This is a genomic window from Paracoccus sediminicola (assembly GCF_027912835.1).
Classification (GTDB): Bacteria; Pseudomonadota; Alphaproteobacteria; order Rhodobacterales; family Rhodobacteraceae; genus Paracoccus; species Paracoccus sediminicola.
The window spans coordinates 70805-96573 of sequence record NZ_CP115768.1 but is presented as its reverse complement, the minus strand read 5'-3'; the positions used below and the strand labels follow the sequence as shown (position 1 = coordinate 96573).

The following is a 25769-nucleotide window of genomic DNA, read 5'->3' as shown; positions in this document are numbered from 1 at the left end:
CACGGCGATCAGAGCGTCTTGACGGCGCGGGCAAGTACCGCAACCGAAACCGGCCCGGCCCTAGCTGCGGCGAGCACCCGGCTGGCCGCATCAAGCGTTGCGCCCGAAGCCATGACATCGTCCACGAGCAGCACGGGACGCCCGGCAATCCTGTCCCGGTGACGCGGGGCCACGGCGATGGCGCCTTCCAGATTGCGGTGACGCTCTGCATGGCTGCGATGATCCTGCGCGCCGGTGGCGCGGATGCGGCGCAGAAGCCCCGGCAGATGGGTCAGCCCGTGAGCGCGCGCCAGCCGATCAGACAGCAGCGCGGCTTGATTATAGCGCCGCTTCATCATCCGGGTCGGATGCAGCGGGATCGGCGCCACGATCATGCCCGGCGCGATCAGTGCAGAGGCCGCATTGCTCAGCCACGCCCCAAGAGGCTCGGCGAGATCCGGTCGGTCTGCATGCTTCAGAGACAAAGCCAGCGCCCGGCCCACATCGCCATAGACGAGCGCGGCCCGCCCGCGCTGCCAAGGCGGCGGCGCCGTCAAACAGTCGTCGCAGCGCAGATCGGTGACGTTCTCCTGCTGCCCTGCAAGACCCGGCAGGGGGACCCCGCATAGATCGCAGGCGCATCCCGTGATGAAATCGCAATCGCGCCAGCATTCCGGGCATAGCGCGCCTGTTGCATCCACCGCGGTGCCGCAGGCGATGCATTGCGGCGGATAGATGAGACGCAATGCCGCTTTCATCACCCCACCGAGCGATTTATGACTGGCGCCCATGAGCTCTGACCCCTCTTCCACCGCCGCGCCCCGCCTGGTCGACCGCCGGGCGCTGACGCAGCATCGCGCCCGCGCCGCACGGATCGGCATGGCCGAGCCGCTGCACAGGATCGCCGCCGATGAGATCGAGGATAGGCTCGCAGAGATTAACAGAAGGTTCACGCGCATCGCCATCGTGACCTCTTGGCCGGAGTTCTGGGCCGCCGCTTTCCCGACCGCCCACATCCGCGCCGATGACGAATTGCTGGATCTGCCCTCGGAGCTCGATCTGGTGATCCACGCCATGGCGCTGCACTGGGCCGAGGACCCGGTCGGGCAGATCGTGCAATGCGCCCGCGCGCTGAAACCTGACGGGCTGTTCATTGCTGCCTGTCTTGGCGGCGACACGCTGGCCGAGCTGCGCGACGTGCTGACCCGTGCAGAGATCGAGGTGACGGGCGGGCTGTCTCCGCGGCTGCTGCCGATGGGCGAGATCCGCGACCTGGGAGCGCTGTTGGCGCGGGCCGGGCTGGCGCTGCCGGTCGCCGATCACCTGAGCCTTCCGGCCAGCTATCGGGACCTGTTCCACCTTGCCGCCGATCTGCGCGCCATGGCCGAGACCAACGCCCTGACCGACCGGTTGCGCATCCCGACGCGGCGCGAGATCTTTGCACGCGCCGCCCTCGATTACGCTGCCCGCTACCCGGACCGCGCCGATCCGTCGCGTATCATTGCGACCTTCGACATGATCTTTCTCACCGGATGGGCCCCCGATTCGACCCAGCAGAAACCGTTGCGCCCCGGCTCGGCAAAAATGTCGCTCTCGGATGCGCTGAATGCGAGGAAACCATGAAACCCGATCACGCCCCGTCCGATCATCCCGAGATCACGCCGGCGAAGACCGGCATCCTGATCGCCAATCTCGGCACGCCGGACGGCTATGATTACTGGTCGATGCGGCGCTATCTGAACGAGTTCCTGTCGGACAAGCGGGTGATCGACTATCCGTCCTGGAAGTGGCAACCGCTTTTGCAGGGGATCATCCTGACCAGACGGCCCTTCAGCTCGGGCGCGAACTACAAGCTGATCTGGAACGAGGACAAGGGCGAAAGCCCGCTGATGACCATCACCCGCGACCAGACCCAGGCGCTGCGCGCCCGCGCCGAGGCCGAATGGGGCGATCAGGTCATGGTGGAATTCTGCATGCGCTACGGCAACCCCTCGACACAGGACGTGCTGGACCGCATGGTCGAGGCCGGATGCCGCCGCATCGTCTTCCTGCCGCTTTATCCGCAATATGCGGGCGCGACTTCGGCCACTGCGAACGATCAGCTGTTCCGGGCACTGATGAAACAGACATGGCAGCCGGCCGTGCGCACGGTCGAACCCTATTTCGGCCGGCGTGACTATATCCAGGCCCTCGCGGCTTCGGTCACCCGCGCGCTTGACGGCAAGACCCCGACCAAGCTGGTCGCGTCCTATCACGGGATGCCGAAGCGCTATCTGATGCAGGGCGATCCCTATCACTGCCAGTGTCAGAAGACCTCGCGCCTGCTGAAAGAGGCGCTTGGCTGGCAGGACGGCATCATCGACACCACATTCCAATCGGTGTTCGGCCCCGAGGAATGGCTGCGCCCTTACACCGTCGAGCATGTTGCGGAACTCGCAAAGCAGGGGCACAAGGACATTGCTGTGATCTCTCCGGCCTTCGCATCGGACTGCATCGAGACGCTGGAGGAAATCAACGGCGAGATCCGCGAAAGCTTCGAGGAAGCGGGGGGCAAGACATTCACCTATATCCCGTGCCTCAACGACGATCCGGCGCATATCGAGGTGATGATGAACGTGCTGCGCGAAAATCTCGGCGGGTGGATCGCGACTGGCTGATGTGGGCGGCGTGATGGAGCCATCGGACCGCCAACCGCGTTGGGCTGTCTGGATCACGCGCAGGAGGAAAATCATGCCCGCAGACGACACCGCCTATGACGCCGCGACCGCGCGGGACAGGCTGAGCCGCCTGAATGGCTGGAACCTGTCGGAGGACGCCACCAAGATCACCCGGCGCTTCGAGTTCAAGGGCTTCCTGAGAGCGGTCGAGATGGCCAATCTCGCCGCCTGGCTCGGCAACAAGCGGGACCATCACCCCGATATCAGCTTCGGCTTCGGTTATTGCGAGGTAACCTTCACCAGCCATGACGTCGGGGGGCTGACAGATCGGGACTTCGACGCCGCGGCTCAGCTGGATGAGCTGACCGCATAGCAGCATCGCGTCTCGCATGAAAAAGGGGCCGCGCGGCCCCTTTTCCCATCCCGGTTTCAGATCAGTCTAGATCAGCAGCACCTGCGTGCCGATCTTGGTCAGATCATACATTTCCTTGATATGTTCGTTGTAAAGCCCGATGCAGCCATTGGACGACTTGCGGCCGATCTTGCGTGTGTCATGGGTGCCGTGCAGCCGGTAGTACTGCCAGCTGAACCACAGCGCATGGGTGCCAAGCGGGTTGTCCGGCCCGGGAGGCACGAAATCGGGCCACTCAGGGTTGCGCTTTTTCATGTCGGGTGTCGGTGCCCAGCTTGGGCCTTCGACCTTCTTGATGATCTCGGTCCGGCCCTTGCGGGTCAGGTCCTTGCTGACCGGGATCGAGGACGGGTAGAGCCGATATATGCTTTCATCCTCGGACCAGTAATGGACCGCGCGCGAGGTCAGGTCACACAGGATCGCGCCATTGGTCAGCGTGGTGAAGTAAGGGCGCCAGTCCTGCGCCCGAAAGCTCGAAATATTGCGGCGCTGGTCGGCCTCGCTGTCATATTGGACCAGCCCTGCATCCGGCGTATTCTGCGCCAATGCCGGCGCCGCCAGCCCTGCCGCGCCCAGTGCGGCGGCGGCGCCCACGAAATGTCGGCGGCTGAAGCCGCGATATTGATCGGTCATGTCTGTCTCCTGCTCGGGCCGTCTGACGCGGCCTTGCAACTCTGTCATCAGCGATAATCCGCCGAATCGCAGCGGGCAACTCAAACTCTCGTCAGCGGCAGAGATCGGCGCGGCGTTGTGGTGAAAATCACGCAATATTGGCTTTGCCAGCGGCGTTCAGCGCTGTAAACGGGGTAAAAATCACAACAAGACTTCAGAGGGCAGCATGAAGCGTATCACCCTGATTCTCGCCGTCGGCCTGACGCTGGCCGGCTGCGCACCCCGCACTCCCGGCAGCCAGCTTGGCCCGGACGGCCAGCCGATCCCGGTCGCCTATACGATCGGCGCATCCGAGGCTGCGGCCATTCCGAACCGCGTTCTGGAACAGGTGAATATCCTGCGCTCGGGCTCAAGCGCATCGCCGCTGACGCTCGACCCGGCGCTCAGCGCCGCTGCCGCCGCACATTCGCGGGATATGGCGGCGCAGAACCGGGCCTGGCATTTCGGCTCTGACGGGTCTTCGCCGCTCGATCGCGCGCGGCGCGCCGGGTATGCCGGCGAACTGGTGGGCGAGAATATCAGCGAAAGCTATGAAAACGACATCGCGACGCTGCAAGCCTGGATGGAAACGCGCGACACGCGAGACGTGATCATGGACCCGACTGCGACAACGCTCGGCATTGCGTGGTATCAGGAGCCGTCGAAGAAAATCTGGTGGACGCTCATCACGGGGAAATAGGCCGGGCGGGCCGCCGCTGGTCAAAACAACAGATCGAAGGGGCTCAGCCGGGTTCCTTCGATGTCGATGTAAAGATCGCTGTCGCCGTCCCCGTCAATGTCGATCATGAGGCGGGTCTTGCTGCTGTATTCGTGCATTCGGATCTCGGCCCGGCCGCTGGCACGATAGGGCGCGTCGTCGATCCAGGTCAGCGATGACGGCATCGCCGACAGGTCGATTACATCTTCGCCACTGCGGAAATCCGCGATCAAATCCCTGTCGGGACGACCCTTGGCCGAAGGCCGCGCAAAGACGAAATGGTCCGCCCCCGCCCCTCCGCTGAGCGTGTCCCAGCCCGCGCCCCCGTCCAGCGTATCATTGCCCGATCCGCCCGAGAGCCGGTCTGCGCCTGACCCGCCCTCCAGCCGATCGTCGCCGGTGCCGCCGAAAATCTGATCTTTCCCCGAGCCCCCAAAGAGCCGGTCATTTTGATCGCCGCCGCTCATATGATCGTCGCCGCTGCCGCCGAACAGGCTGTCACGACCGTCCTCGCCCTTCATCCGGTCATTGCCGCGATTGCCCTGAATTGAATCGCCGTCGGCGCCGCCAAACAGCAAGTCGCGGTCGGCACCGCCAGACAGCCGGTCGCGACCGGCACCGCCGACGAGCTTGTCATTCCCCATTTCTCCGCGCAGGGTATCGTTGCCGCGATCGCCGCGCAGCGTGTCGTTCCCAGCGCCGCCGGTGATCCGGTCGTCGTCCTCTCGGCCGATCAGACGATCATCGCCGCGATTGCCGGAAAGGCTGTCCGCGCCCGGCCCGCCCTTGATCAGATCATCTCCACTCCGGCCAAAAGCGCGGTCGTCGCCAGCGCCGAGAAAGATGAAGTCGTCGCCCATGCTACCATGCACCGTGTCATGGCCGTTGCCCGCGACCTGCGTGCTTTCCGTGCCCCAGCTTCGCATCATGTCGTTGCCGTCGCCGCCGCGCAGCTTGCTCTTATCCGCGCCTGCGATGAGCCGGTCGTGACCCGATCCGCCATCCAGCGTGTCCCGGCCCCGACCCCCGCGAAGCAGATCGTTGCCGCTGCCGCCGCGGATAAGGTCGTTCCCCTTACCGCCGATGATGATGTCGCCGCCAGTGCCGCCAAACAGCTTGTCGGACCCATTTTGGCCCCAGATGCGATCATTGCCAGAGCCACCCTGCACCACGTCGCCACCCTCTCCGGCAGAGATCCTGTCATGGCCCGACTGTCCCCAAAGCGTGTCATTTCCCGCGCCGCCATCCAGCTTGTCGCCGGCTTTCGCGCCCTTGATGAGGTCATCGCCGCGACTGCCGAACAAGCTGTCCCGACCAGGGCCACCCAGGATCGTATCGTCGCCCGCCCTGCCGAAGATGGTGCTGCCTTCCGGCCGGGCGGCGATCCTGTCTTCGCGCATCGAGCCGACCAGCTTACCTGTCTCGGGGATCTTCGGCAGCGGCGGCGGCGCAACATATCCGGGATGAGAACTGCCGCCACCCGACCCGCCTTTCGACGGGCTCCCCGGATCAGGAACGACCGGAGTCACCAGATCCACATAATCGATATCGTTCACGTAATGTGCCAGCCGGAAAATCTCGTCTGTAAAATGCCACGGCATCAGCGTCTCGCCGCCGGCACTGCGAATCTCAATCCGCAGCTCACCCGCAACGAGCAGAGCGCCCTCTGCTGTCGGCGTGATGCGCAGCTGCGCAACACTGCGAATATAGGCCAGTTCGGACAGATCCAGCACATCGCGCTGGCGATCGAAATCATGGATGATGACCTGCTCGGCGCCGTGGCCCGGCACGAAAATATCCGCCCCCGCGCCGCCACGCAGGGCGGCATTCCCCGTGCGCGCCACCAGAATATCGTCGCCCGCGCCACCAGAGATTGCGGATGAGGCCCCGCGCCCGACGACAATGTCATCCGCCGCAGTGCCGCTGATCCGTCCGCTGCCGACCTTCGATGCGCCGATCTCTCCCGGATCGAGCCGGAGCTGCGTCACCCCGCCCTCTGTCGCGCTCGCGACAAAAAGCGCGATCTGCCCACCGATCACCCCCGCCTCGATCGCAGAGACGTCGGCGAGCGCCATTGCGTGGCTATCCGCCAATACCTTCAGCAAGATCAGCCGGCCATCCCCGTCCAGCGTGAGGACCGAGATCCCGTCATCCGCGCCGCCGACGAAGATAAAGCCGCGCCCGCCGATCTCGACCGTGGCGATCGCGGTCGCGGATTGAAAGCGCGTCAGAAGGGAATCGACCACATGATCGGTCAGATGCAACTTTCCCGATCCATCGAGCCGAAACACGCTGAGCGAGTCGCTCTCTGCCCCGGCGACGATCACGAAGCTGCCGTGATCGGTGACCAGCGTCCCGATCCCGCGCGGCGCGGTGATGCCGATATTGTCGCTTGAATCGACCCGCTCGGTCAGGCGCAGCCCGTCCGATCCGATACGGTAAATCGCGATGACGTCGCCACGCGCCGAGACACCAATGGCGAAATCCCCGCTGCCTGCCTTGAGCGTCTGTATGTCGTCATATTCGGCGTCGACGCGGCGAAGCCGCCCCGGCCCGGCGCTGCCGATCTCGGTCAGATGTGCGTCGCTGCCCATCCGGTAAAGCGTCATCGTCATATTGCCATCGCGCCCCGCGATGAGATAATCCCGACCGCCGACCGAAACTGTCTCCAGTGCCACCACATCACCGGGAATATCGCCGGGCCTCAAAAGCGGCGCGAAACCGGCCATCGAGCCCTTGCTGGTCAGCACCAGACCCTCATGTACGCTGCCATGCTGACCTGTCACGACCAAACGCGGCCCATCCGCGGTGTCGATCAGCTCCAATGTGGGGGCGTCGTAGTAGATGCCGAAATCGGGCGGCATCTGAAGCCGGATTCCCTGTGCCGGCTGGTCAGCGTCGTTAAGGCCGAAGCTGACCAGCCCGCCGCCCTTGTTCGAAGCGGTGATCAGAACCGGGCCGCGCGCCATATCGACCAGCATCATGTCGGCGATATTGCTTGAGAACCCGGCCTTGCGGACGGTCAAAGTCGTCACGTGTTTCAGATACATCCCCGGCACCACCCAAAACCACTCAGAACCCGCCTTTCATGGTGGCAGAAAGCCCTTATCCATTCGCTAGCGCGCGCGCGTTTTCCGCCGCTTTCTGCATCGGAATTGAGATGAACTTTATCCGACCCGCGCGCCGCCTTGAGGCCGCGTGTCTATCGGGGCCGCCCCCCGGCAACGGGCCGCGCCGCTTGTGCAACGCAAGAAGTCGTGGCAGGTGAGACAGGGATCGGAACAGGACCGCGCCGCTATGAATATCGAGACGACCCCCCTGCCCGGTGTCCTGCTGCTGACGCCCGAGCGTCACGGCGACAGCCGCGGCTTCTTCAGCGAAAGCTGGAACCGTCAACGGCTTGAGGAGGCAGGGCTGCATCTGCCGGAATTCGTGCAGGACAATCATTCCATGTCACACGAACCGGGCACGCTGCGCGGGCTGCATTACCAGTCTCCGCCGATGGCGCAGGGCAAGCTGGTGCGTTGCGGGCGCGGGGCGCTTTACGATGTCGCCGTCGATGCGCGGCAGGGCAGCCCGAGCTATGGGCAATGGTTCGGCGTCACTCTGAGCCATGACAATGGCCGTCAGCTTTGGGTGCCGCCCGGTTTTCTGCACGGCTTCGTCACCACCGAAGCCGAGACCGAGATCATCTATAAATGCACCGCGCATTATTCGCGCGAACATGACGGCGCCGTGCGGTGGGATTCCATCGGCATCGACTGGGGCGTCGAGACCCCTATCCTTTCGGAAAAGGATCGCGCGGCGCCGGCCTTCGTGCAATGGTCCTCGCCCTTTACCTATGAGGACGGCGCATGAAGATCCTCGTCACCGGCGGGGCGGGGTTCATCGGCTCGGCCGTGATCCGGCAGGCGATCCGGGACGGGCATCAGGTCGTCAATCTCGACGCGCTGACCTATGCCGCAAATCTTCGCAATGTCGACAGCGTCGCCGGGGCGCCGGGCTATGCCTTCGAACATGCCGATATCCGGGACCGCGCCGCGCTTGATCGTATACTTGCCGCGCATCGACCCGACGCGGTGATGCATCTTGCCGCCGAAAGCCATGTCGACCGCTCGATCGACGGGCCGGGTGCCTTCATCGACACCAATGTGACCGGCAGCTATCATCTTCTCGAAGCTGCCCGCGCCTATTGGGTTGCGGCGGGCCGACCCGCGCAGTTCCGGTTTCATCATGTATCGACCGACGAGGTCTTCGGCTCGCTCGGGCCAGAGGGGCGGTTCACCGAGGACAGCCCCTATGACCCGCGCAGCCCCTATTCGGCCAGCAAGGCGGCGAGCGATCATCTCGTCCGAGCCTGGCACGAAACCTATGGGCTGCCGGTCCTGCTCAGCAATTGCTCGAATAATTACGGGCCGTTCCACTTCCCCGAAAAGCTGGTGCCGGTGGTGATCCTCAAGGCACTCGAGGGGGCGCCGATCCCGGTCTATGGCGATGGCGGGAATATCCGCGACTGGCTGTTCGTCGAGGACCACGCCGATGCGCTGCTGACAGTGCTGACCCGAGGCGAAGTCGGGCGCAGCTATCATATCGGCGGCGAGAGCGAGGCCCGCAATATCGACCTCGTCCGTATGATCTGCGCTCATATGGACGAACGGCGCCCGGATCATGCGCCCCATGAGAATCTCATCACCTTCGTGCCCGACCGCCCCGGCCATGACCGCCGCTATGCCATCGACCCGAGCCGCATTCGCGACGAGCTCGGCTGGCGCCCGTCGGTCTCGCTCGAAGAAGGGCTGCGACGCACCGTGGACTGGTATCTGGAACATGGCGACTGGTGGCGCCCGCTTCTCACTCGCGACGGGGTCGGCATGCGGCTGGGGACCGGGTGATGCGCGGCGCGTTGGTTTTCGGAAAGACCGGACAGGTCGCCACAGAGTTGGCGCGGATCGCGCCCGAGGCGCATTTCGCAGACCGTCACGAGGCCGATCTGACCGATCCCGATGGCTGCGCGACGCTGATCCGCGCCCGCAACCCGAGCGTCGTCATCAACGCTGCGGCCTATACGGCGGTCGATCAGGCCGAAAAGGACGCTCAGGCGGCGCAGCGCATCAATGCTGACGCACCGGCCGCGATGGCACGGGCCTGCGCTGCGATAGGGGTGCCCTTCCTGCATATCTCCACCGATTACGTGTTCGATGGCAGCGGCGATCATCCTCGCGCCGAAGCCGCCGAGACCGCTCCGATCGGGGTCTATGGCCGGACCAAGCGCGACGGCGAAAGCGAGGTCGTCGCGGCGGGCGGACAATACGCGATCCTGCGCACCAGCTGGGTGTTCTCGCCGCATGGCCGGAATTTCGTGACCACGATGCGCAGGCTCGGCGCTGAGCGGGACCGGCTCAGCATCGTCTCCGACCAGATCGGCGGGCCTACCCCGGCCTCTTCCATCGCGCGTGCGCTGATCCGCATGGCAGAGGCGATGTGCGCCGATGCGTCCAAAGCCGGCATCTATCACTTCGCCGGCGCGCCCGACACAAGCTGGGCCGGTTTCGCCCAAGAAATCTTCGCGCAATCCGGCATGGACGTCGAGGTGACCGAGATCGCCACCGCAGATTACCCGACCCCGGCCAGAAGACCGCTCAATTCGCGGCTTCATTGCGCCGCCATCAGCCACGACTTCGACATCCCCCGCCCCGATTGGCGCGCGGCGCTGCGCGACGTCATATCGGAGCTCGACGCATGACGCAGCGCAAGGGCATCATCCTCGCCGGAGGCGCAGGCACGCGGCTTTATCCCATTACCATGGGGCTGTCGAAGCAGCTTCTCCCGATCTATGACAAGCCGATGATCTACTATCCGATCACCACGTTGATGCTGGCCGGCATCCGCGAGATCGCGATCATCACCACCCCCGAGGATCAACACCAGTTTCAGCGGCTGTTGGGCGATGGCAGTCAGTGGGGGCTGGACTTCACCTGGATCGAGCAGCCCTCGCCGGACGGGCTGGCGCAGGCCTATCTGCTGGCAGAGGGTTTTCTTGGCGGTGCGGCCTCGGCGATGGTTCTGGGCGACAATATCTTTTTCGGTCACGGCCTGTCCGAGCTGCTCGCCGCGGCCGATGCGAAACCCGAGGGCGGCACCGTGTTCGGCTATCGCGTCGCCGATCCCGAACGTTACGGCGTCGTCGATTTCGACCGCGACGGAACGGTGAAAGCGATTATCGAAAAGCCAGAACAGCCGCCCTCGCCCTTTGCGGTGACCGGGCTTTATTTCCTCGATGGCAGCGCGCCTGAACGCGCCGCCAAGGTCCGCCCCTCCGCCCGTGGCGAGCTGGAAATCACGACGTTGCTGGAAACCTATCTCCGCGATGGGCTGCTGACCGTGGAGCGCATGGGGCGCGGCTATGCATGGCTCGATACCGGCACCCATGCGAGCCTGCTGGATGCAGGCAATCTGGTGCGCACGCTGGAACAGCGGCAAGGCCTGCAAACCGGCTGCCCTGACGAGATCGCCTTCGAGCAGGGCTGGATCAACCGTGAAGACCTGGCCCGCCGGGCCGAGATCTTCGCCAAGAACGAATATGGGCGCTATCTCGCCGGGTTGCTGAAATAGCTCAGCCCAGCGTCGCAACCAGCCCCGGCAACAGCGCGAAGTCCGAGAACGCAGCCTTGTGCGGCAGCGTGTCGACCGGCGCCTTGCGATAGCCTTCGGTGAAAAGCAGGAATGGCAGTCCGGCAGAAGCCGCGGTCTCTGCATCCACCTCGCTGTCGCCGATAAAAACCGCCCGTCCGTCCCCAAGAAGCCGGGCCGCTTCGTGCAGCATCGCCGGATCTGGCTTGCGCGGCAGACCGCTAACCCCGCCGATCACGACATCGAAGAACCCGTCAAGTCGAAGATGCGCCAGCACGGCCCGCGCCGGTGACAGCGGTTTGTTGGTGCAGACAGCCATGTCATGCCCCGCCTGACGCAATGTCTGCAACGCCTCCGGCACGAAAGGATAGGGCCGCGTCAGGGTCACAGCGCTCTCATAGCGGGCCAGCATCTTCTCGACCATCCGCGCCGCCCGTTGCGGATCCGCGATGCCATGCGCGTCCAGGATCCGGTCGACCAGATGCGGCAGCCCCCGCCCGACGAAACCGCGGATCGTGGCAAGATCGAAACCGGCCAGCCCCTCATCCGCGAGCACCGCATTCGCGGTCGCGTGAATATCCGGCGCGCTGTCGATCAGCGTGCCGTCGAGATCGAAAATCAGCTTCACCCTTGCGCGGCCTCGGCAGCGTCGCGAATGGCGCGGATATTGCGCCCGTAAATATCGGCCTGATCGACCGATCCGCCCTTGAACACCGCCGAGCCCGCAACCAGCACATCGGCCCCCGCCTTCGCAACCAGGGGCGCGGTCTGCGGATCGACACCGCCATCGACCTCGATATGGATCGGCCGGTCGCCGATCATGCCACGCAGCCGGGCGATCTTGTCGATCTGGCTGTGAATGAATTTCTGCCCGCCGAACCCGGGATTGACCGACATGACCAGCACGAGATCGGCCAGATCCAGCACATATTCCACCGCTTCGAGCGGCGTGCCGGGGTTCAGCGCGACCCCCGCCTTCTTGCCGGTTGCGCGGATCGCCTGAAGCGTGCGGTGAATATGCGGCCCGGCCTCGACATGGGCGGTGATCAGATCGGCGCCGGCCTCGGCATAGGCCTCGATATAGGGATCGACCGGCGCGATCATCAGATGCACATCCATGACCCCGGTCACATGCGGCCGGAACGCCTTGACCGCAGGCGGCCCGAAGGTCAGGTTCGGCACGAAATGCCCGTCCATCACGTCGACATGAACCCAGTCGGCGCCCTGGTTCTGCACCGCGGCGATCTCGCGGCCGAAATCGGCGAAATCGGCAGACAGGATCGAGGGCGCGATCTTGATGCGGCGGTCGAAGCTCATGGCGGTCCTCTCGGCTTGGAATGCGGCTGAGCCATAGGGCCGAAACGCCGCGCGCGTCAACCGTCAGCAGTCCTATCGCCGCCGCAGCTTGCCTGCGAGCGCCGCCGCATAGAGAGCAGCCGATCCCGCCCAGCTCTGGCGCCGCACCCCGATCCGCGCGAATTCTGCCGCCATCGCCGGCCCCGTCTTGCCGAGCGCCGCGTAGAAACGGCTCAGCACGGCGCGGTTCTCTGGCGTCAAAAGATCTGACGCGGCGCGCAGAGCAGCGATATTGGCATGAACCCAGCCGCCGTAATCCCCGGCAAAAAGCTGACCGAGACGCGACTTCATCGCCGCTGCCGTGTCGTTGCGCCCCTTGAGATTATCCGCGTGCTGGCGATACAGCAGAACCTCTTCATCGTCGCGGATGACGCCGAAGCCAGCGCCCGAGACGATCTGATAGATCCACCAGTCATGCGATTCGATGCCCGCGCTTGCCGCCGCGCCCGCCGCGCGGCGCGCGATACCGGCAGCGGCAGGTGTCAACACGCAGGTATTGCCCGCGGTGACCGCCTGAACGAGCGCATTGCGGAACCCGTAAGGTCCGGGAAAGCTGCGCGATCCAACGAGCGGCGCGAGCTGCGCATCGCAAATCGTGGTGCGCGCTGCATACACACCGGCCTCGGGCGCGGCCGAAAGCCGCTCGATCGCACGGGCCAGCTTACGCGGCTGCCAGACATCGTCCTGATCGGCAAATGCCAGATATTCCTCCGATGCCGAGCGCGCGATCAACGACAGGAAATTGCGCGTGGCCCCGGCGCGCGGCCCTTCGACCAGCCGGACTTGTCCCTCGGGATAGCGCGCCGCAAAGTCGCGCACGATCTGCGGACCGTCATCGCTCGAACCGTCATCCGACACGACGAGCCGCCACTCTTGATGGCTCTGTGCCGCGATGCTGGCGAGTTGTTCGCCGAGATGTTGCGCCCCGTTATAGAGCCCAAGCCCGATGCAGATCCTCGCCATATGCCTCTCTCGCTTCGTCACAGACCGATTTATCCGGCTTTGCGGCGGTTTCAAAGCATCCTCGGCAGGCTCTTTCTGCGGCCCGTTTTTCCTCCCGGGACAGATCCCAACCGCTTGCTGTTCCTGCGCGGGCCTGATGAACGTCTGTCTCGGCGATGGGCCGTTCGCTTGCAAGCCTGTGGGCGCGCACTTCTCGATTGCGGCGGTGGCATTTCGGCTGCGGCAGATCCGCTTTTTGGCGGTTCACGACGAATCCTGCCGCGCGATATCCTCGATCAGCACGTCGGTTACGACGCCATCGCTGAGGTCCCGCGCCGTCTTCAGCAGCGCCTCGCGCAGACTTCGCATCCGCGCCTCGACGGTGAAGTTGCCGTCGAAACCGCCCGTGTTGGCCTGAATCAGCAACGTTCGCAGCAGCCCGTCACGCAGCCGGAACTCCTGCCGATAGATCTCCTCTTGCATGTCCTTGGGCATTTCGAGCGCGAGGCTCAGCACCATCATCCCATCAAGCCGGCTGCCCCGCATGACCGGCACGAAGAACTGCGAGGGAAAGCGGAAATAGGATCGCTCACCGCCCTTCCCTACCGCCTTGTCCGCGCCGACCACCGCATCATGTTGCGGCGCATCTTTCGCTTCGCTGCCTTCGCCGTGGGAACCGCGATCACCTTCCGCGACTTCCGCCATGTCACCGCTGCCCAGCGCCGGATTGTCGGGACGCAGCAGCTGGCCCCCGATCGCGCCGGCTGCCGCGCAGAAAAGCGCCAGCAGAATGGGCAAAAATTTCTTCAGCATGGGAGACCTCAGTAAGGCAGGATGACGTCGGCGATCTGCTGGCCATAGCGCGGCTGCTGCACATCGGTGATCTGGCCACGTCCGCCATAGGAAATCCGCGCACCGGCGATGCGGTCATAGGACACCTCGTTGTTGCGCCCGATATCCTCGGGGCGAACGAAGCCGGAGACGGTCAGCTCGCGCATCTCGAAATTCACCCGCACCTCCTGGCTGCCTTGTAGATGCAGCGTGCCGTTCGGCAGCCGGTCGATGATCGTCGCCGCCACGCGCAGCGTCAGCTTGTCACGCCGCGAGATCTTGCCGCTGCCCTTGTAGCTCGACGAGGCGTCGGCATCGACGAGGCTGCCCATCGTCGCACCCTCGGGCAGTCGCGCCTCGACACGCTGCGGAAGCCCGGCGAAATCGGGCATGCTGATCTGATCCGCCGCCGATCGCGAACGGTTCGAGCTGTTCGAGATTTCGGCACGGTCGTCGATCTCGATCACCACGGTCAGGATATCTCCGCGGGCGGCGGCACGGCGGTCCCGCACCAGAGAGTTCTGCGCACCGGACCAGAGCGAGGCGCGCGATTCGGGGCGCTGCGGCCCTTGGGGCAGGTTCAGTTCCGGCTCGGTCATGGCGATGAATTCGGGCGTGCTGCGCGACTCGGTCATGCTTGGAGGGCGACCGATATGATCGACGCGATTGCACCCGGCAACGACAAGCAGCAGCAGAGCGGTCAGATAGCGGTTCATTTCCAGCCTCCTGTCCCATGCCCCGCGAGCAACGTGCCGTCCGGCTGGATGCGTGCCGAAATCGTGCTGCGCGAACCGAGGTTCATCACCCGGATCACGTCGCCCTCTGCTCCTTCAGAAAGCGCGCGGCCCTCGGTCTCGATCCAGAGCGGACCGGCGGCGAAATGCACGCGCACAAGCTCATTCCGACCGACGAGAACCGGGTCACGCAGGGCGCCCGCGACAACCGGACGGCCCTCATAGATGGCGATGCGCGCCTGTCGTCCGATAGCCTGCGCGGGATCGGCGATGCCTGCCGTCACGGTCTCGGACAGCGTCACATCGCCCGGCCCGATCACCGTCCCGGCGGGAAGATCTCGCGAAGCGACGATGCCCGCAAAGGCCAGCGAGGGCGACGCGGCGAGGATCAGGGCAAGAAGCAGCCGCATCAGCGCACCTGCACCGTGGCGCCCAGCATCTGGTCGGCGGCGGTGATGACCTTGGCGTTCAGCTCATAGCCGCGCTGCGCCTTGATGAGTTCGGTGATCTCGCGCACCGGATCGACCGAGCTTTCCTCGAGATAGCCCTGCCGCAGCGTGCCGAGCCCCTCCTGTCCCGGCAGCGAGACAAAGGCCGGGCCGGAGGCGTTCGTTTCGAGGAACAGGTTCGAGCCGATCGCCTCCAGGCCTTTCTCGTTTGTAAATCCGGCGAGCGTGACCTGCCCGAGCAACTCGGGTTCCACCCGATCATTGAAATAGGCGTAAACCTCGCCATCGGCATTGATGGCCACGCTGCGGGTCTCATCGGGAATGGTGATATCGGGCGCAACCGGATAACCGTCCGAAGTCACAAGCTGCCCTTCCGCCGAGCGTTTCAGCGCCCCGTCCCTCGTATAGCCCGGCAGGCCGGAGGGCATTGTCACTTCGATATAGCCATGGCCATCAATCGCGAGATCCAGCTCACCCCCGGTCGAGCTGAGCGAGCCCTGCGCGATATTGACCGTCACTGCGGTGGGACGCGCGCCGAGGCCAAGCTGGATGCCGGCGGGCACCGCCGTGCCGTCAGCGGCGGTGATGGTGCCCGGCCGCGTGGCCTGCTGGTAATGGAGATCGGCAAATTCGGCGCGCCTTGCGTTATAGCCGGTTGTCGACATGTTCGCCAGGTTGTTGGAAATCACCTCGACGCGCATCTGCTGAGCGCTCATCCCGGTAGCGGCAATCTGAAGGGCTTTCATCTGGTTTCTCCGTTAACGGGTCATGGCGGTGATGGTGTCGCGGATACGGCGATCCTCGCGGTCAAGCAGGGTCTGTCCGATCTCATAGGCGCGCTGCACCTCGATCATACGGCTGATCTCGGCGATGGGGTCGACGTTGGAATCCTCGAGGAAACCCTGCTGGATCCGCGCCTCTCCGGCCGGTTCGAGCGTGGCGGGATCGGCGGCGAACATGGTGCCGCCCTGGCGCAGCATGGTGGCCGGATCGGGCGCAGCGAAAAGCCCGACCCGAGCGATTTGCTGGCCGTCCGCCGAGACGGTGCCATCCGGCCCGATGGCAATCTGCGCCGCACCCGGCGGAAGCTGGATCGGCGCCAGCCCTTCATCGAGAAGCCGGTGTCCCTCGGCGGTCATCAGCTCGCCCTCGGCCGAGGCCAGAAAGGCGCCTGCACGGGTGAGGCGTGGCCCTTCGGCGGTTTCGACGGCGAAGAAGCCCGGCCCGTCGATGGCCAGATCATAGCTGCCGCCGGTGCGCGTCATGCCGGCCTGTTCCAGATCCAGCAGACGACCGCGCGCATGGGCCATCGACAGCCCCTCGGTGCCACGTCCGGTCGCGCTGAGATATTCCGAGAAGATGACCCCCTCCCGGCGGAACCCATTGGTATTGGCATTGGCGATATTGTTGGCGATGACGCGCATCTCGTTCATCAGCCCGGACTGGCGGGTCAGCGCGGCGTAGATCGCGTTCTCCATCAGCCGAGTCCCGAGATGAGGGGGATGATCCCGTCGGTGAAAAATCCCGACAGGATCGCGGTCATGAAGCTCATGGACACCCAGAACACACCCAGCATCAGACCGATCTTGGGCACGAAGGTGAGCGTCATCTCTTGGATCGAGGTGAGCGCCTGAAACAGGCCGATCAGCACCCCGGTCACCAGCGCCACGGCAAGCAGCGGCGCGGACATGCGCACCGCGATCCACAGCGCCTGACGGACCATATCAAAGATCAGATTCTCATCCATGTCAGACCGGCATCCTCAGGATTTCCTGATAGGCCTCGACCACCTTGTCTCGGATCGCCACCGCCGCATCGAGCGCCAGCTCGGCCTCGGTTAGCGACTGGACGAGCGCATGGGTGTCCGCGGTGCCGGACATGGCGCCGATCGAGCTCTTATCAGCCTGGGAAACAACCCTCTCGAATTCCTGCGCCGCTTCCGTGGCGGGGCTGTCTTGCGGCGCGCCGGGGCGGGCGGCTTCGGCGGCGCGCAAATAGGCGCTCGCGGCGGTCGATGCGTTTATCATCATGGCTCCTTTCAGCGGCGCAGAAGTTCAAGCAGCGACGCGCTCATTCGGCGCGACTGTTCGAACATCTTCAGATTGGCCTCGTAGCTGCGGCTGGCTTCGCGCGCGTCGGCGATCTCGGTGACCAGATCGACATTCGACCCGCTATAGAATCCTTGCGCATCGGCCATCGGATGGGCGGGGTCATAGATCCGGCTCAGCGCGCTGCGGTCGAGAAATGGGCGCGAGGCCGCGACCTGACCGGTCTGCCGCCCGCCTGACATGATCGCCTCGAAGCTGACCAGCTTGCGACGGTAACCCGGCGTGTCGAGATTGGCGATATTCTCCGAGACATGCCGCAGCCGGTCGGCCTGCGCGCGCATGCCCGAGGCGGCGATCTGGCGGGCGGAAATGATCTGATCCATCGGCCCCCTCCCTTGTCCTTACCGTGCCCGTCCAAGCGCGCTGCGCAGCATGGTCAGCGACGAGCGATACACCGCCAGAGACAGCTCGTGCTGGCGGCTTGCATCGGCGCTGCGCATCATCTCGGCCTCGAGAGAGACAGAGTTTCCGTTCGGCGCGCGGCCGCCCCGGTCCTCGACCAGCCGGGCTTGCGCAATGCCGCCACCCGCGTCGCGAAGATGCCCGGCACGGGTGGCGCGCAAGGACGACGTGCCACCGCCGCGATAGGTCTCGTCGAAGGGCCGCAGATCGCGGGCGCGATAGCCTGGCGTATCGGCATTGGCGAGGTTGCCCGCGATCACGGTCATGCGCCGCGCGGCATGGGCGTTCATCGCCCGCGCCATCCGGATCGTTTCGAGGCCGTTCAACATGTCTGTATCTCCTGCTCGGCGATAAACCCGGTCTTAACTCCGAGAGATTTACAAACAGTTTCGACAGCGCCGATTCCCGGCACGGCAGGGGACAGAAAATTGGATAAACTTGATTCCATTGCGGCCCGCATGGCGCGAATACGCCCGGCGCGGCATTTCGGCACCGTGACCGAGATCCGTGGCGGGCTGGTCCGCGTGGCCGGTCTCGGCGCGCATGGGGCCATCGGGGACCGGGTGCGTCTGGGCGGTGGCGGCAAACGCACCGGGGAAATCGTTTCGCTCTGCCGCGACAGCGCCGAGATCCTGCCCGAATCACCTCTGGACGGTCTCTCGACTGGCGCGGGGGCCGAGCTGATCTTTGCGCCGCGTCTCGCGCCGGATGATAGCTGGATCGGCCGCGTGATCGACCCGTTCGGCCGCCCGCTCGACGAACGCCCGCTGCGCGAGGGCGCGCAGCAGCGCCGCTTCCGCGCCCCGGCCCCGCCTGCCGCGACAAGGAACAGGCTGGGCGCACGGCTGGATACCGGGCTCGCGGTGTTCGACACGCTGCTGCCGATCGTGCGCGGCCAGCGGATCGGGCTGTTCGCCGGGTCCGGGGTCGGCAAATCCACCCTGCTGTCCGATCTCTCGCGCGGGGTCGCAGCGGATCTTGTGGTGATCGCGCTGATCGGAGAGCGCGGGCGAGAGCTGCGCGAATTCGTCGAAAACGTGCTCGGCCCCGAGGGGATGGCGCGCGCGGTGGTGGTCGCCGCCACCTCGGATCAGTCGCCGCTGATCCGCCGCCGCTGCGCCTGGGCCGCAATGGCCGTCGCCGAGCATTTTCGCGATGCCGGCCGACATGTGCTGCTGCTCGCCGATTCGGTCACCCGCTTTGCCGAGGCGCATCGCGAAATCGCGCTGGCGTCCGGAGAACCCGCCTCGGATCGGGGTTTCCCGCCTTCGACCGCGCATCTCATCATGTCGCTGGCCGAACGTGCCGGGCCGGGTCCGCAAGGCGCGGGCGACATCACCGCGATCTTCAGCGTCCTGGTGGCGGGTTCTGACATGGAAGAGCCAATCGCCGACATTCTGCGCGGCGTGCTGGACGGTCATGTCGTGCTGGAGCGCGCCATTGCCGAACGCGGGCGATTTCCCGCCGTGGACGTGCTGCGCTCGGTCTCGCGGGCGCTGCCCGTCGCGGCGAGCGAAACCGAAAACGCGCTGATCGGACGCGCCCGCGCCGCCCTTGGCGCCTATGCCGGCTCCGAGCTGATGATCAAGGCCGGGCTCTATGCCGCAGGCTCCGACCCCGCGCTGGATGAGGCGGTGCAGCTTTACCCTTCGCTCGACGCCTTCGTGGCGCAGAAATCACCCGGCGGCTGCGCGGATAGTTTCGCCCTGCTTAGCGATGCGCTGCGCCCGCCACCCCGCAGAGCACATTGAAGTTACTCGGGGAACATGAGACGATTGCTGAATGTTATCCTGTATGCGCATTGCGGTTTTCTGTCGGATTATGCAGTTTCGCCGGGATCTGTAGGGACAAGACGTGGCACTATCTGACTACTTTATCCGGTTTCTCGAGCAGCGGGATTCGCTGTCCGATGCAGAACGCGCCCGGCTGTCTGGCATCCAGACCCGCCGGGTCACATTCGCCTCGGGCGAGGTCATCGTCGCACGTCAGGTCGTGGTCGATCAAAGCTGTCTGATGCTTAGCGGCATGTCCGCTCGGATCCACAATCTGGCGCAGGGCAATGACCGGGTGATCACCGCGCTGCATGTGCCCGGCGATTTCGTCGATCTGCACGGTTTCGTGCTGGCCGGGCTGGAACATACCGTGATCGCGATGGGCCAGACCGAGGTCGAGTTCGTCAGCCATGACCAGCTTCGCCAGCTCACCGATGAATGGCCGCATCTGACCCGGCTTCTGTGGATGTCCACCACCATCGACGCGGCGATTCACCGGCAATGGCTGGTGGCGGCGGCCTCGCTGCGGTCGAGTGCGCATCTCGCGCATTTGCTGTGCGAGATCTATACGAGGCTCAGCAGCGTCGGCGCGGCGGCGGATTACCGCTTTACCCTGCCACTGCTGCAACGGGACCTGGCGAATATCCTCGGCTACTCTCCGATCCATATCAACCGCGCCGTCCGCGACCTGCGCGAACGCGGGCTGATCCGATGGGCGGGGACCGAGCTGGAGATTCTCGATTGGCCCGGCCTGACCAAGCTGGCGCGGTTCCGGCCCGATTATCTCGACATGGAAAAGCTCAGCCGCTGAACGCGCCTATTCGCAAAGCCGCCAGCCGCCGCGCCGCGCGATGATGTCGAAATGCAGGTGATCGTCATGCGCTGCATTCGATCCCGGCCCGAGCACCGTGGTGAAGAACAGGCAGCCGCCATGCCGGATCGCTTTCTGGAATGCTTCTTCGATCCCGCCGGTCTCATTGCGCGGCGCGATCATCATCTCGGTCCCGTCCGAGAATTGCAGACCCGCAATGTCGAACGCGTTGCCGAGCGCATGTTCCGAGATCCGGTCCGAAGTTCCGCCGACCCGCTCCCGGCATTGATAGGTCGAGCCGGGCAGCAGCGCGGTGATCCGCGGCGCGCCGGGCAAGAGCCGCGCGGCGGGCTGCGCTTCCTGGCGGACCCACCGCGCCAGTTGCCGCGCTGTGGCGCAGCGCATCAGCGGCGCGCCTGACAGCGCAAGCCCCGGCTGGATCTCGCGCACCCGGATGGGCCTCGCAATACCGCAATCCCGATCCTCGGCAGAGCTTACCGGCGCGGCGGTCTCATAGGCCACGCCCATCATGCTGAGCCCCAAAAGGCAGGATTGAAATCCGAATTCATCCTCGGCCAGGCGCTGCCAGGCAGGCGGTGCCGCGATCTGCGGCCCGTCCGGCAGCGGCTGCGGCTGGCTCCGGTCGGGTCTGTTGTCGGCGGGAGGCTCTGGCAAAGGATCCGTGATGTCTTTCGACGTATCGGGCGCAGCGGGCATCGGGGGACGCGCCTCGGGCCGGAGGCTTTCGGTCAGCGGCGCGGCCTCGGGCCCCGCTTCGCGCGACGCGTCGCCGGGCCGGTCCTGCGCCGCCACAGGCAGCGCCGTCAGCACGGCCAGCAACAAGGCGGCCCTGCGCGGCATGGCTCAGTCCCCGGCGGTCGCGGCGGGCGGCACCGCCTGCCCCGGCTGCGGCAGCACAAAGCGGCTCCGCTCGGCATCGGCACCAGAGGCGGGCGCGGCGGTGGCAGGCTCTCTCACATCCACATCCGGCACATCCGAGGTCGCCGCCTCGACCGCCGCGGTCAGCGGATCGGCGGGCGCCGTCTCTGGCGACGAAAGCGCTGCGGGGGCCGCCGGCGCATCAGCATTGCCCGTTGCAGAAGCAGCCGTAGCGGGGGCCTCTACCGCAGTCGCATCCGTCGCCGTCCCGGTCGCCACCGTCTCAGCCCCGCTCACCTCCGACGCGACCGTCGGCGCACTCGGCGGCGCCGCAGCCGTCCCGGCGGGCACACTCGGAACAGAGGGCCGACGCGGCGGCGCGGTCGAAGCCGCCAGCGTCAGCGACCCCGCGCTCGCCGGGTTGGTAACAGCCGAGGCCGCCGAAGCCGCCGCCTGCACCGCCTGCGACACCCCCTTTGCCTCGCCCATCACATCGGCAAGCGTCGTGCCGCGTTCCAGAAATTCCACCGCGGTCACGCCGGGCTGAACCATATGGGCAAGCTCCTCGGCGTCCCAGTTCGTCAGACGCACGCAACCATGCGATTCGCCGCGAAACAGCCGCTCGGGGTTAGGCGTGCCGTGCAGCCCATATGTTGGCTTGCTCAGCGCGATCCAGACCGAGCCGACCGGCCCGTTCGGCCCCGGAGGCAGGGTCAGCACCTGTGTATTCTCGCCCTGTGTGAAGTTGACGCGCGGGTTATAGGTGTATTCTGGGTTCAGCGCGACCGTGCGCACCTTGTGCGACCCGCTCGGGGAAGGAGTCTGCGCGGACCCGATCGTGGCGGGGTAATTCACCACCATGTGACCCTCGGAATCATAGGCTGCAACGCGGTTGGTGCCCTTTTCGACAAAGATCCGCGCCACTTTGGCCTTCAGCGGCTTCGACGGAGCGATTACCTTGATCGTGGTGCCCGGGCTCAGCGCCACGCCGGGATTCAGCGCGGTGACGAAACCGTCATCCATGTGAAAACGCTCGCCCAGCTTTTCCGCCACGCTGGTATAGCCCAGCGTGGTCATATTGGCTTTTTCCAGATAATCCGTCGGGATGCTCTGGGTCAGCTCGGCCGCATCGGCCTCGGTGATGGTGTAGTCCATCGTCATCGCGCCGCCCGCAAAGGGCTGCAATGCGGCCCAGACCTGCGGGTCCATCACCCCATCCGCCGGCAGCCCGCTGCGCCGTTCGAAAGCGGCGATGGCGCTGCGGCTCATCCCGCCCTTGATGCCGTCGATCACACCGGGAGATATCCCGGCCCGGTCGAGCAGCACCTGCACCTTGACCGTCAGCGCCGCCTGCCCGCCGGGCAACGCGCCGCCCTGATAGCTGGCCGCCTCGATCGCCTGCGCCGTCACCGGGGCCGCGGCCGCGGCGGCGGGCAGCGATGCGGTCATCAGCGCCGCGAGCGCGGCCGGGCGAAGGGCGGTCATCATCTGTCTTCTCCTGCGTCGATACTGCCTCAACGGCCCGGATTCGGCGCAGTTCCCGGCTTATTTCGCGAGACCGACCTTGTGACCGGGCGGATAGACGCGACGGGAATGCGACAGGGCCAGACCGTCGCACCACAGAGTGCGGTCCAGCGTCAGCACCGGCAAGCCCTTTTCGACCCCGAGGGTCTCTGCACACTCGGTTGTGAGTCGCGTGGCGTGGATCGCGACCCGGCCCGACAGCCGGTCCAGCCTTTCGCGCAGCCATTCCACCGGCTCGGCGCGCTCCAGCATCTCTCCATCCAGCCAGCCCGCCCCCTGCCGGGCGAGATATCCGACCTCGACGCAATAGGGCCGGTCGTTGGCGGTGACGAGCGCGCGATAGCGCAACAGCATCTCTCCGGGCTTCAGATGCATGGCGCGCGAAATGTCCTGCGGCGCGCCCAGCCGTTTCTGCGCCATGAGCCTGTAGCCATAGACGCCGCCGCTGGCCTCGACCTCCTGCCGGATCGGGATGGCCGTGTCGCCCGCGCCAGAAGGCGGAGCGTCGGCGACACGGGTGCCCACACGACGGCGGCGGTGCACGATCCCGTCGCGGGCTAGCTCGGTCAGGGCGCGGTTGACGGTGGCGCGTGCGCAGCCCATTTCGCGGGCAAGGTCCAGCTCTGTCGGGATCAGCTCGCCTGCGGCCCAGATCCCGGCCCGGATGCGGCGCAGGACCTCTGCCCGAACGCTCTGCCATGTATTCGGTCGCGGCCCGTCTGCCGGGGCGAGGCCGCCGCTCTCAAGCATGGACTCTTCCTTCGCGATCAGCATTAACCAACCTGTAATCGTTTTCGAAGCAAGGCTTATCGTGGTTAACCCTGCGTAAGGAAAGCTGTCCAAAGAGGCAGAGGCAAAAAACACAACATGATGATCAGATGTAATGGTATAGTAACGGAATCTATTTCTGACCCTGCCAACGCTATGAGACGTTTTCGCAAACAAATGAACAACAATAAATCGGCCGATCCTACCCGCCGCAACACGACGTCGCGGCACCTTGACGCAGGGCGGGGCTGATGCCCGCGCAAGCGGCAAGGATTTGCCCCGACTACGCCTATGAGCTGGACGCGCGGCTTGCCGGCGCCAGGCGCATCGCCGGCGTCGATGAGGCCGGGCGCGGGCCTTTGGCCGGGCCGGTGACCGCGGCGGCGGTGGTGCTCGACCCGCATCATCTGCCCGAGGGCCTGAACGATTCGAAAAAGCTCTCCGCGCGTCGCCGCGAACGTCTCGCCGCCGAAATCCGAGATACCGCCGATTGGGCCGTGGCGCATGTCACCGTCGAAGAGATCGACCGGCTCAATATCCATCACGCCGCGCATCTGGCCATGTGCCGCGCCGTCGACGGGCTGCGCGCGCCCCCCTGCCGGGTGCTGATCGACGGCAACGCCGTGCCTGCTCCGCTGAAGGATCGTGCCCTTGCTGTGGTCAAGGGCGACTCGCTTTGTCTGAGCATCGCGGCCGCCTCGATTCTCGCCAAGATTGAGCGTGACAAGCTCATGGTGGATTTGGCGCAACAGTTTCCCGGCTATGGCTGGGAGAAGAATGCCGGTTACCCGACTGCGGCGCATAAACACGCGCTGATGACGCTGGGCCTAACCCCATATCATCGGCGAAGCTTCAAGCCGGTCCACAATATCTTGTGTAAACCCACAAACGCAAAGCCCTGATTCAAATAAATAAATTGACGGCGAATCGCCTCTGACTCATCATTCGGAGCATATCAGACCGGGCAAATCCGGCGTTTCGAGAGGCAGAGATGATCGAAGATAACAGCGCATCCGCGCGCGGCTTACCGCTGAACCAGATTCTCGAGGGCGACTGTGTCGAGGTGATGAACGCGCTGCCCGAAGGCAGCGTTGATCTGATCTTCGCCGATCCGCCCTATAACCTCCAATTGCGCGGCGATCTGCACCGCCCTGACAATTCCCGCGTAGATGCGGTCGACGATCACTGGGACCAGTTCGCCAGCTTCGCCACCTATGACCAGTTCACCCGCGAATGGCTGGCCGCCGCGCGTCGCCTGCTGAAACCCAATGGCGCGATCTGGGTCATCGGCAGCTATCACAACATCTTCCGCGTCGGCGCCGAGCTGCAGAATCAGGGTTACTGGATCCTGAATGACGTCATCTGGCGCAAATCGAACCCGATGCCGAATTTCCGCGGCAAGCGCCTGACCAACGCGCATGAGACGTTGATCTGGGCCTCGAAATCCGAGTCGGCGAAATACACCTTCAATTACGAAGCCCTCAAATCGCTGAACGAGGGCATCCAGATGCGCTCGGACTGGGTGCTGCCGATCTGCAATGGCGGCGAGCGGCTGAAGGATGACAAGGGCGACAAGGCCCACCCGACCCAGAAACCCGAATCGCTGCTGCATCGCGTTCTCATCGGCACCACCAATCCCGGGGACGTGGTGCTCGACCCGTTCTTCGGCACCGGCACGACCGGGGCGGTGGCCAAGATGCTGGGCCGCGATTTCATCGGGATCGAGCGTGAATCCGGCTATCGCGCCGCCGCAAGCAAGCGGATGACACGCATCCGCCGCCTTCACGCCGAGGCGCTGACGACCTCGACCGGAAAACGCGCCGAGCCCCGCGTCCCTTTCGGCCAACTGGTCGAACGCGGCATGCTGCGCCCGGGCGAAGAGCTTTATTCCACCGGCAACCGCCACAAGGCCAAGGTCCGCGCCGATGGCAGCCTGGCGGGCGGCGACGTCAAGGGCTCGATTCATCAGGTTGGCGCCAAGCTGGAAGGCGCGCCCTCCTGCAATGGCTGGACCTACTGGCATTTCAAGCGCGAGGGTAAACTCCTGCCCATTGACGCGCTGCGCCAGCAGATCCGTGACGAGTTGGACGAGCGTCCGAACTAGACCAGCTCAACATACCAGTTTCGCCATGTCCGACTGCCTCGC

The 25769-nt window shown here is 65.2% G+C and carries 30 protein-coding genes; 12 read left to right on the top strand and 18 right to left on the bottom strand.

Annotation, left to right across the window (positions count from 1 at the left end; genetic code table 11):
• Positions 1-8: 8 nt before the first annotated feature.
• Positions 9-770: a ComF family protein gene (locus PAF18_RS00460; RefSeq protein ID WP_271116686.1), complete on the bottom strand. Its 762-nt coding sequence runs from the start codon at positions 768-770 to the stop codon at positions 9-11.
• Between PAF18_RS00460 and PAF18_RS00455 the strand changes: the two genes are divergently transcribed.
• From PAF18_RS00455 to PAF18_RS00445, 3 genes are all read left to right on the top strand, one after another.
• Positions 769-1602 (top strand): methyltransferase domain-containing protein, encoded by an 834-nt coding sequence (locus PAF18_RS00455; protein ID WP_271116685.1) that lies wholly within the window; start codon positions 769-771, stop codon positions 1600-1602. The genes PAF18_RS00460 and PAF18_RS00455 overlap by 2 nt on opposite strands.
• Positions 1599-2636 (top strand): ferrochelatase, encoded by a 1038-nt coding sequence (hemH, locus tag PAF18_RS00450; protein ID WP_271116684.1) that lies wholly within the window; start codon positions 1599-1601, stop codon positions 2634-2636. Before PAF18_RS00455 ends, hemH begins: the two co-directional genes overlap by 4 nt.
• 73 nt (positions 2637-2709) lie before the next feature.
• A complete protein-coding gene (locus PAF18_RS00445; protein WP_271116683.1) occupies positions 2710-3009 on the top strand; it encodes a 4a-hydroxytetrahydrobiopterin dehydratase in 300 nt (99 codons plus the stop codon).
• 66 nt (positions 3010-3075) lie between these two features.
• Here the strand turns inward: PAF18_RS00445 and PAF18_RS00440 are convergent, their stop codons facing one another.
• Entirely contained in the window at positions 3076-3681 is a 606-nt protein-coding gene (locus PAF18_RS00440; RefSeq protein WP_271116682.1) for a L,D-transpeptidase, read from the bottom strand.
• Between the two features lie 205 nt (positions 3682-3886).
• Between PAF18_RS00440 and dalA the strand changes: the two genes are divergently transcribed.
• Positions 3887-4399 (top strand): divisome-associated lipoprotein DalA, encoded by a 513-nt coding sequence (gene dalA / locus PAF18_RS00435; protein ID WP_271116681.1) that lies wholly within the window; start codon positions 3887-3889, stop codon positions 4397-4399.
• A gap of 20 nt (positions 4400-4419) precedes the next feature.
• Here dalA and PAF18_RS00430 read toward each other — a convergent pair whose 3' ends face one another.
• Positions 4420-7452 (bottom strand): M10 family metallopeptidase C-terminal domain-containing protein, encoded by a 3033-nt coding sequence (locus tag PAF18_RS00430; protein ID WP_271116680.1) that lies wholly within the window; start codon positions 7450-7452, stop codon positions 4420-4422.
• Positions 7453-7714: 262 nt separating this feature from the next.
• Between PAF18_RS00430 and rfbC the strand changes: the two genes are divergently transcribed.
• The 4 genes from rfbC to rfbA are packed head-to-tail and all read left to right on the top strand — an operon-like array spanning position 7715 to position 11029.
• Positions 7715-8275 (top strand): dTDP-4-dehydrorhamnose 3,5-epimerase, encoded by a 561-nt coding sequence (gene rfbC, locus PAF18_RS00425; protein ID WP_271118163.1) that lies wholly within the window; start codon positions 7715-7717, stop codon positions 8273-8275.
• Positions 8272-9309, top strand: a complete 1038-nt coding sequence (rfbB, locus tag PAF18_RS00420) for a dTDP-glucose 4,6-dehydratase (protein ID WP_271116679.1) — start codon at positions 8272-8274, stop codon at positions 9307-9309. The genes rfbC and rfbB overlap by 4 nt, the downstream gene beginning before the upstream one ends.
• Positions 9309-10160 (top strand): dTDP-4-dehydrorhamnose reductase, encoded by an 852-nt coding sequence (gene rfbD / locus PAF18_RS00415; protein WP_271116678.1) that lies wholly within the window; start codon positions 9309-9311, stop codon positions 10158-10160. The genes rfbB and rfbD overlap by 1 nt, the downstream gene beginning before the upstream one ends.
• Positions 10157-11029 (top strand): glucose-1-phosphate thymidylyltransferase RfbA, encoded by an 873-nt coding sequence (gene rfbA, locus PAF18_RS00410; RefSeq protein WP_271116677.1) that lies wholly within the window; start codon positions 10157-10159, stop codon positions 11027-11029. Before rfbD ends, rfbA begins: the two co-directional genes overlap by 4 nt.
• 1 nt (position 11030) lies before the next feature.
• On the opposite strand, the gene gph is transcribed toward rfbA, so the two are convergent.
• The 12 genes from gph to PAF18_RS00350 form a co-directional block, all read right to left on the bottom strand.
• Positions 11031-11675: a phosphoglycolate phosphatase gene (gene gph / locus PAF18_RS00405; RefSeq protein ID WP_271116676.1), complete on the bottom strand. Its 645-nt coding sequence runs from the start codon at positions 11673-11675 to the stop codon at positions 11031-11033.
• Complete coding sequence (rpe, locus tag PAF18_RS00400; protein ID WP_271116675.1) at positions 11672-12364, bottom strand: ribulose-phosphate 3-epimerase; 693 nt, start codon at positions 12362-12364, stop codon at positions 11672-11674. The genes gph and rpe overlap by 4 nt, the downstream gene beginning before the upstream one ends.
• 72 nt (positions 12365-12436) lie before the next feature.
• Positions 12437-13366: a glycosyltransferase gene (locus PAF18_RS00395; protein WP_271116674.1), complete on the bottom strand. Its 930-nt coding sequence runs from the start codon at positions 13364-13366 to the stop codon at positions 12437-12439.
• A gap of 243 nt (positions 13367-13609) precedes the next feature.
• Entirely contained in the window at positions 13610-14158 is a 549-nt protein-coding gene (locus PAF18_RS00390) for a hypothetical protein (protein WP_271116673.1), read from the bottom strand.
• An 8-nt stretch (positions 14159-14166) separates the two neighbouring features.
• On the bottom strand, positions 14167-14892 hold the full coding sequence (gene flgH, locus PAF18_RS00385) for a flagellar basal body L-ring protein FlgH (protein WP_271116672.1): 726 nt from the start codon (positions 14890-14892) through the stop codon (positions 14167-14169).
• Positions 14889-15320 (bottom strand): flagellar basal body P-ring formation chaperone FlgA, encoded by a 432-nt coding sequence (gene flgA, locus PAF18_RS00380; RefSeq protein ID WP_271116671.1) that lies wholly within the window; start codon positions 15318-15320, stop codon positions 14889-14891. Before flgA ends, flgH begins: the two co-directional genes overlap by 4 nt.
• Positions 15320-16105 carry a flagellar basal-body rod protein FlgG gene (gene flgG / locus PAF18_RS00375; RefSeq protein ID WP_271116670.1) on the bottom strand — a complete coding sequence of 262 codons (786 nt, stop codon included), beginning with the start codon at positions 16103-16105 and terminating at the stop codon, positions 15320-15322. The genes flgA and flgG overlap by 1 nt, the downstream gene beginning before the upstream one ends.
• A gap of 12 nt (positions 16106-16117) precedes the next feature.
• The gene (locus PAF18_RS00370; RefSeq protein WP_271116669.1) at positions 16118-16837 is read right to left on the bottom strand and encodes a flagellar hook-basal body complex protein; all 720 of its coding nucleotides are present in this window, start codon (positions 16835-16837) and stop codon (positions 16118-16120) included.
• Positions 16837-17106, bottom strand: coding sequence for a flagellar biosynthetic protein FliQ (locus PAF18_RS00365; RefSeq protein WP_271116668.1), 270 nt, complete (start codon positions 17104-17106; stop codon positions 16837-16839). The genes PAF18_RS00370 and PAF18_RS00365 overlap by 1 nt, the downstream gene beginning before the upstream one ends.
• 1 nt (position 17107) lies before the next feature.
• On the bottom strand, positions 17108-17389 hold the full coding sequence (gene fliE, locus PAF18_RS00360; protein ID WP_491899797.1) for a flagellar hook-basal body complex protein FliE: 282 nt from the start codon (positions 17387-17389) through the stop codon (positions 17108-17110).
• An 8-nt stretch (positions 17390-17397) separates the two neighbouring features.
• Positions 17398-17790 (bottom strand): flagellar basal body rod protein FlgC, encoded by a 393-nt coding sequence (gene flgC, locus PAF18_RS00355; RefSeq protein ID WP_271116666.1) that lies wholly within the window; start codon positions 17788-17790, stop codon positions 17398-17400.
• Between the two features lie 18 nt (positions 17791-17808).
• A complete protein-coding gene (locus PAF18_RS00350) occupies positions 17809-18198 on the bottom strand; it encodes a FlgB family protein (protein WP_271116665.1) in 390 nt (129 codons plus the stop codon).
• A 99-nt stretch (positions 18199-18297) separates the two neighbouring features.
• Between PAF18_RS00350 and PAF18_RS00345 the strand changes: the two genes are divergently transcribed.
• Both PAF18_RS00345 and PAF18_RS00340 read left to right on the top strand, forming a co-directional pair.
• Positions 18298-19620 carry a FliI/YscN family ATPase gene (locus PAF18_RS00345; RefSeq protein ID WP_271116664.1) on the top strand — a complete coding sequence of 441 codons (1323 nt, stop codon included), beginning with the start codon at positions 18298-18300 and terminating at the stop codon, positions 19618-19620.
• Positions 19621-19723: 103 nt separating this feature from the next.
• A complete protein-coding gene (locus tag PAF18_RS00340) occupies positions 19724-20452 on the top strand; it encodes a Crp/Fnr family transcriptional regulator (RefSeq protein ID WP_271116663.1) in 729 nt (242 codons plus the stop codon).
• Between the two features lie 6 nt (positions 20453-20458).
• Here the strand turns inward: PAF18_RS00340 and PAF18_RS00335 are convergent, their stop codons facing one another.
• From PAF18_RS00335 to PAF18_RS00325, 3 genes are read right to left on the bottom strand one after another with little or no spacing between them, the layout of a single operon-like run.
• Positions 20459-21313: an extensin-like domain-containing protein gene (locus PAF18_RS00335; RefSeq protein ID WP_271116662.1), complete on the bottom strand. Its 855-nt coding sequence runs from the start codon at positions 21311-21313 to the stop codon at positions 20459-20461.
• A 3-nt stretch (positions 21314-21316) separates the two neighbouring features.
• A complete protein-coding gene (locus PAF18_RS00330; protein ID WP_271116661.1) occupies positions 21317-22819 on the bottom strand; it encodes a L,D-transpeptidase family protein in 1503 nt (500 codons plus the stop codon).
• A 57-nt stretch (positions 22820-22876) separates the two neighbouring features.
• Positions 22877-23605, bottom strand: a complete 729-nt coding sequence (locus tag PAF18_RS00325) for a GntR family transcriptional regulator (RefSeq protein WP_271116660.1) — start codon at positions 23603-23605, stop codon at positions 22877-22879.
• Between the two features lie 269 nt (positions 23606-23874).
• On the opposite strand from PAF18_RS00325, the gene rnhB reads away from it, so the two are divergent.
• Positions 23875-24525, top strand: coding sequence for a ribonuclease HII (gene rnhB, locus PAF18_RS00320; RefSeq protein WP_271116659.1), 651 nt, complete (start codon positions 23875-23877; stop codon positions 24523-24525).
• A gap of 89 nt (positions 24526-24614) precedes the next feature.
• Positions 24615-25727: a site-specific DNA-methyltransferase gene (locus PAF18_RS00315; RefSeq protein ID WP_271116658.1), complete on the top strand. Its 1113-nt coding sequence runs from the start codon at positions 24615-24617 to the stop codon at positions 25725-25727.
• Positions 25728-25769 lie beyond the last annotated feature (42 nt).

Bases quoted from the DNA above. Each gene is read 5' to 3' on its own strand.
- PAF18_RS00455 (WP_271116685.1), top strand. From the start codon at position 769: ATGAGCTCTGACCCCTCTTCCACCGCCGCGCCCCGCCTGGTCGACCGC.
- PAF18_RS00460 (WP_271116686.1), bottom strand. From the start codon at position 770: ATGGGCGCCAGTCATAAATCGCTCGGTGGGGTGATGAAAGCGGCATTG.
- hemH (WP_271116684.1), top strand. From the start codon at position 1,599: ATGAAACCCGATCACGCCCCGTCCGATCATCCCGAGATCACGCCGGCG.
- PAF18_RS00445 (WP_271116683.1), top strand. From the start codon at position 2,710: ATGCCCGCAGACGACACCGCCTATGACGCCGCGACCGCGCGGGACAGG.
- PAF18_RS00440 (WP_271116682.1), bottom strand. From the start codon at position 3,681: ATGACCGATCAATATCGCGGCTTCAGCCGCCGACATTTCGTGGGCGCC.
- dalA (WP_271116681.1), top strand. From the start codon at position 3,887: ATGAAGCGTATCACCCTGATTCTCGCCGTCGGCCTGACGCTGGCCGGC.
- rfbC (WP_271118163.1), top strand. From the start codon at position 7,715: ATGAATATCGAGACGACCCCCCTGCCCGGTGTCCTGCTGCTGACGCCC.
- rfbB (WP_271116679.1), top strand. From the start codon at position 8,272: ATGAAGATCCTCGTCACCGGCGGGGCGGGGTTCATCGGCTCGGCCGTG.
- rfbD (WP_271116678.1), top strand. From the start codon at position 9,309: ATGCGCGGCGCGTTGGTTTTCGGAAAGACCGGACAGGTCGCCACAGAG.
- rfbA (WP_271116677.1), top strand. From the start codon at position 10,157: ATGACGCAGCGCAAGGGCATCATCCTCGCCGGAGGCGCAGGCACGCGG.
- rpe (WP_271116675.1), bottom strand. From the start codon at position 12,364: ATGAGCTTCGACCGCCGCATCAAGATCGCGCCCTCGATCCTGTCTGCC.
- PAF18_RS00395 (WP_271116674.1), bottom strand. From the start codon at position 13,366: ATGGCGAGGATCTGCATCGGGCTTGGGCTCTATAACGGGGCGCAACAT.
- PAF18_RS00390 (WP_271116673.1), bottom strand. From the start codon at position 14,158: ATGCTGAAGAAATTTTTGCCCATTCTGCTGGCGCTTTTCTGCGCGGCA.
- flgH (WP_271116672.1), bottom strand. From the start codon at position 14,892: ATGAACCGCTATCTGACCGCTCTGCTGCTGCTTGTCGTTGCCGGGTGC.
- flgA (WP_271116671.1), bottom strand. From the start codon at position 15,320: ATGCGGCTGCTTCTTGCCCTGATCCTCGCCGCGTCGCCCTCGCTGGCC.
- flgG (WP_271116670.1), bottom strand. From the start codon at position 16,105: ATGAAAGCCCTTCAGATTGCCGCTACCGGGATGAGCGCTCAGCAGATG.
- PAF18_RS00370 (WP_271116669.1), bottom strand. From the start codon at position 16,837: ATGGAGAACGCGATCTACGCCGCGCTGACCCGCCAGTCCGGGCTGATG.
- PAF18_RS00365 (WP_271116668.1), bottom strand. From the start codon at position 17,106: ATGGATGAGAATCTGATCTTTGATATGGTCCGTCAGGCGCTGTGGATC.
- fliE (WP_491899797.1), bottom strand. From the start codon at position 17,389: ATGATGATAAACGCATCGACCGCCGCGAGCGCCTATTTGCGCGCCGCC.
- flgC (WP_271116666.1), bottom strand. From the start codon at position 17,790: ATGGATCAGATCATTTCCGCCCGCCAGATCGCCGCCTCGGGCATGCGC.
- PAF18_RS00350 (WP_271116665.1), bottom strand. From the start codon at position 18,198: ATGTTGAACGGCCTCGAAACGATCCGGATGGCGCGGGCGATGAACGCC.
- PAF18_RS00335 (WP_271116662.1), bottom strand. From the start codon at position 21,313: ATGCCGCGCAGGGCCGCCTTGTTGCTGGCCGTGCTGACGGCGCTGCCT.
- PAF18_RS00330 (WP_271116661.1), bottom strand. From the start codon at position 22,819: ATGATGACCGCCCTTCGCCCGGCCGCGCTCGCGGCGCTGATGACCGCA.
- PAF18_RS00325 (WP_271116660.1), bottom strand. From the start codon at position 23,605: ATGCTTGAGAGCGGCGGCCTCGCCCCGGCAGACGGGCCGCGACCGAAT.
- rnhB (WP_271116659.1), top strand. From the start codon at position 23,875: ATGCCCGCGCAAGCGGCAAGGATTTGCCCCGACTACGCCTATGAGCTG.
- PAF18_RS00315 (WP_271116658.1), top strand. From the start codon at position 24,615: ATGATCGAAGATAACAGCGCATCCGCGCGCGGCTTACCGCTGAACCAG.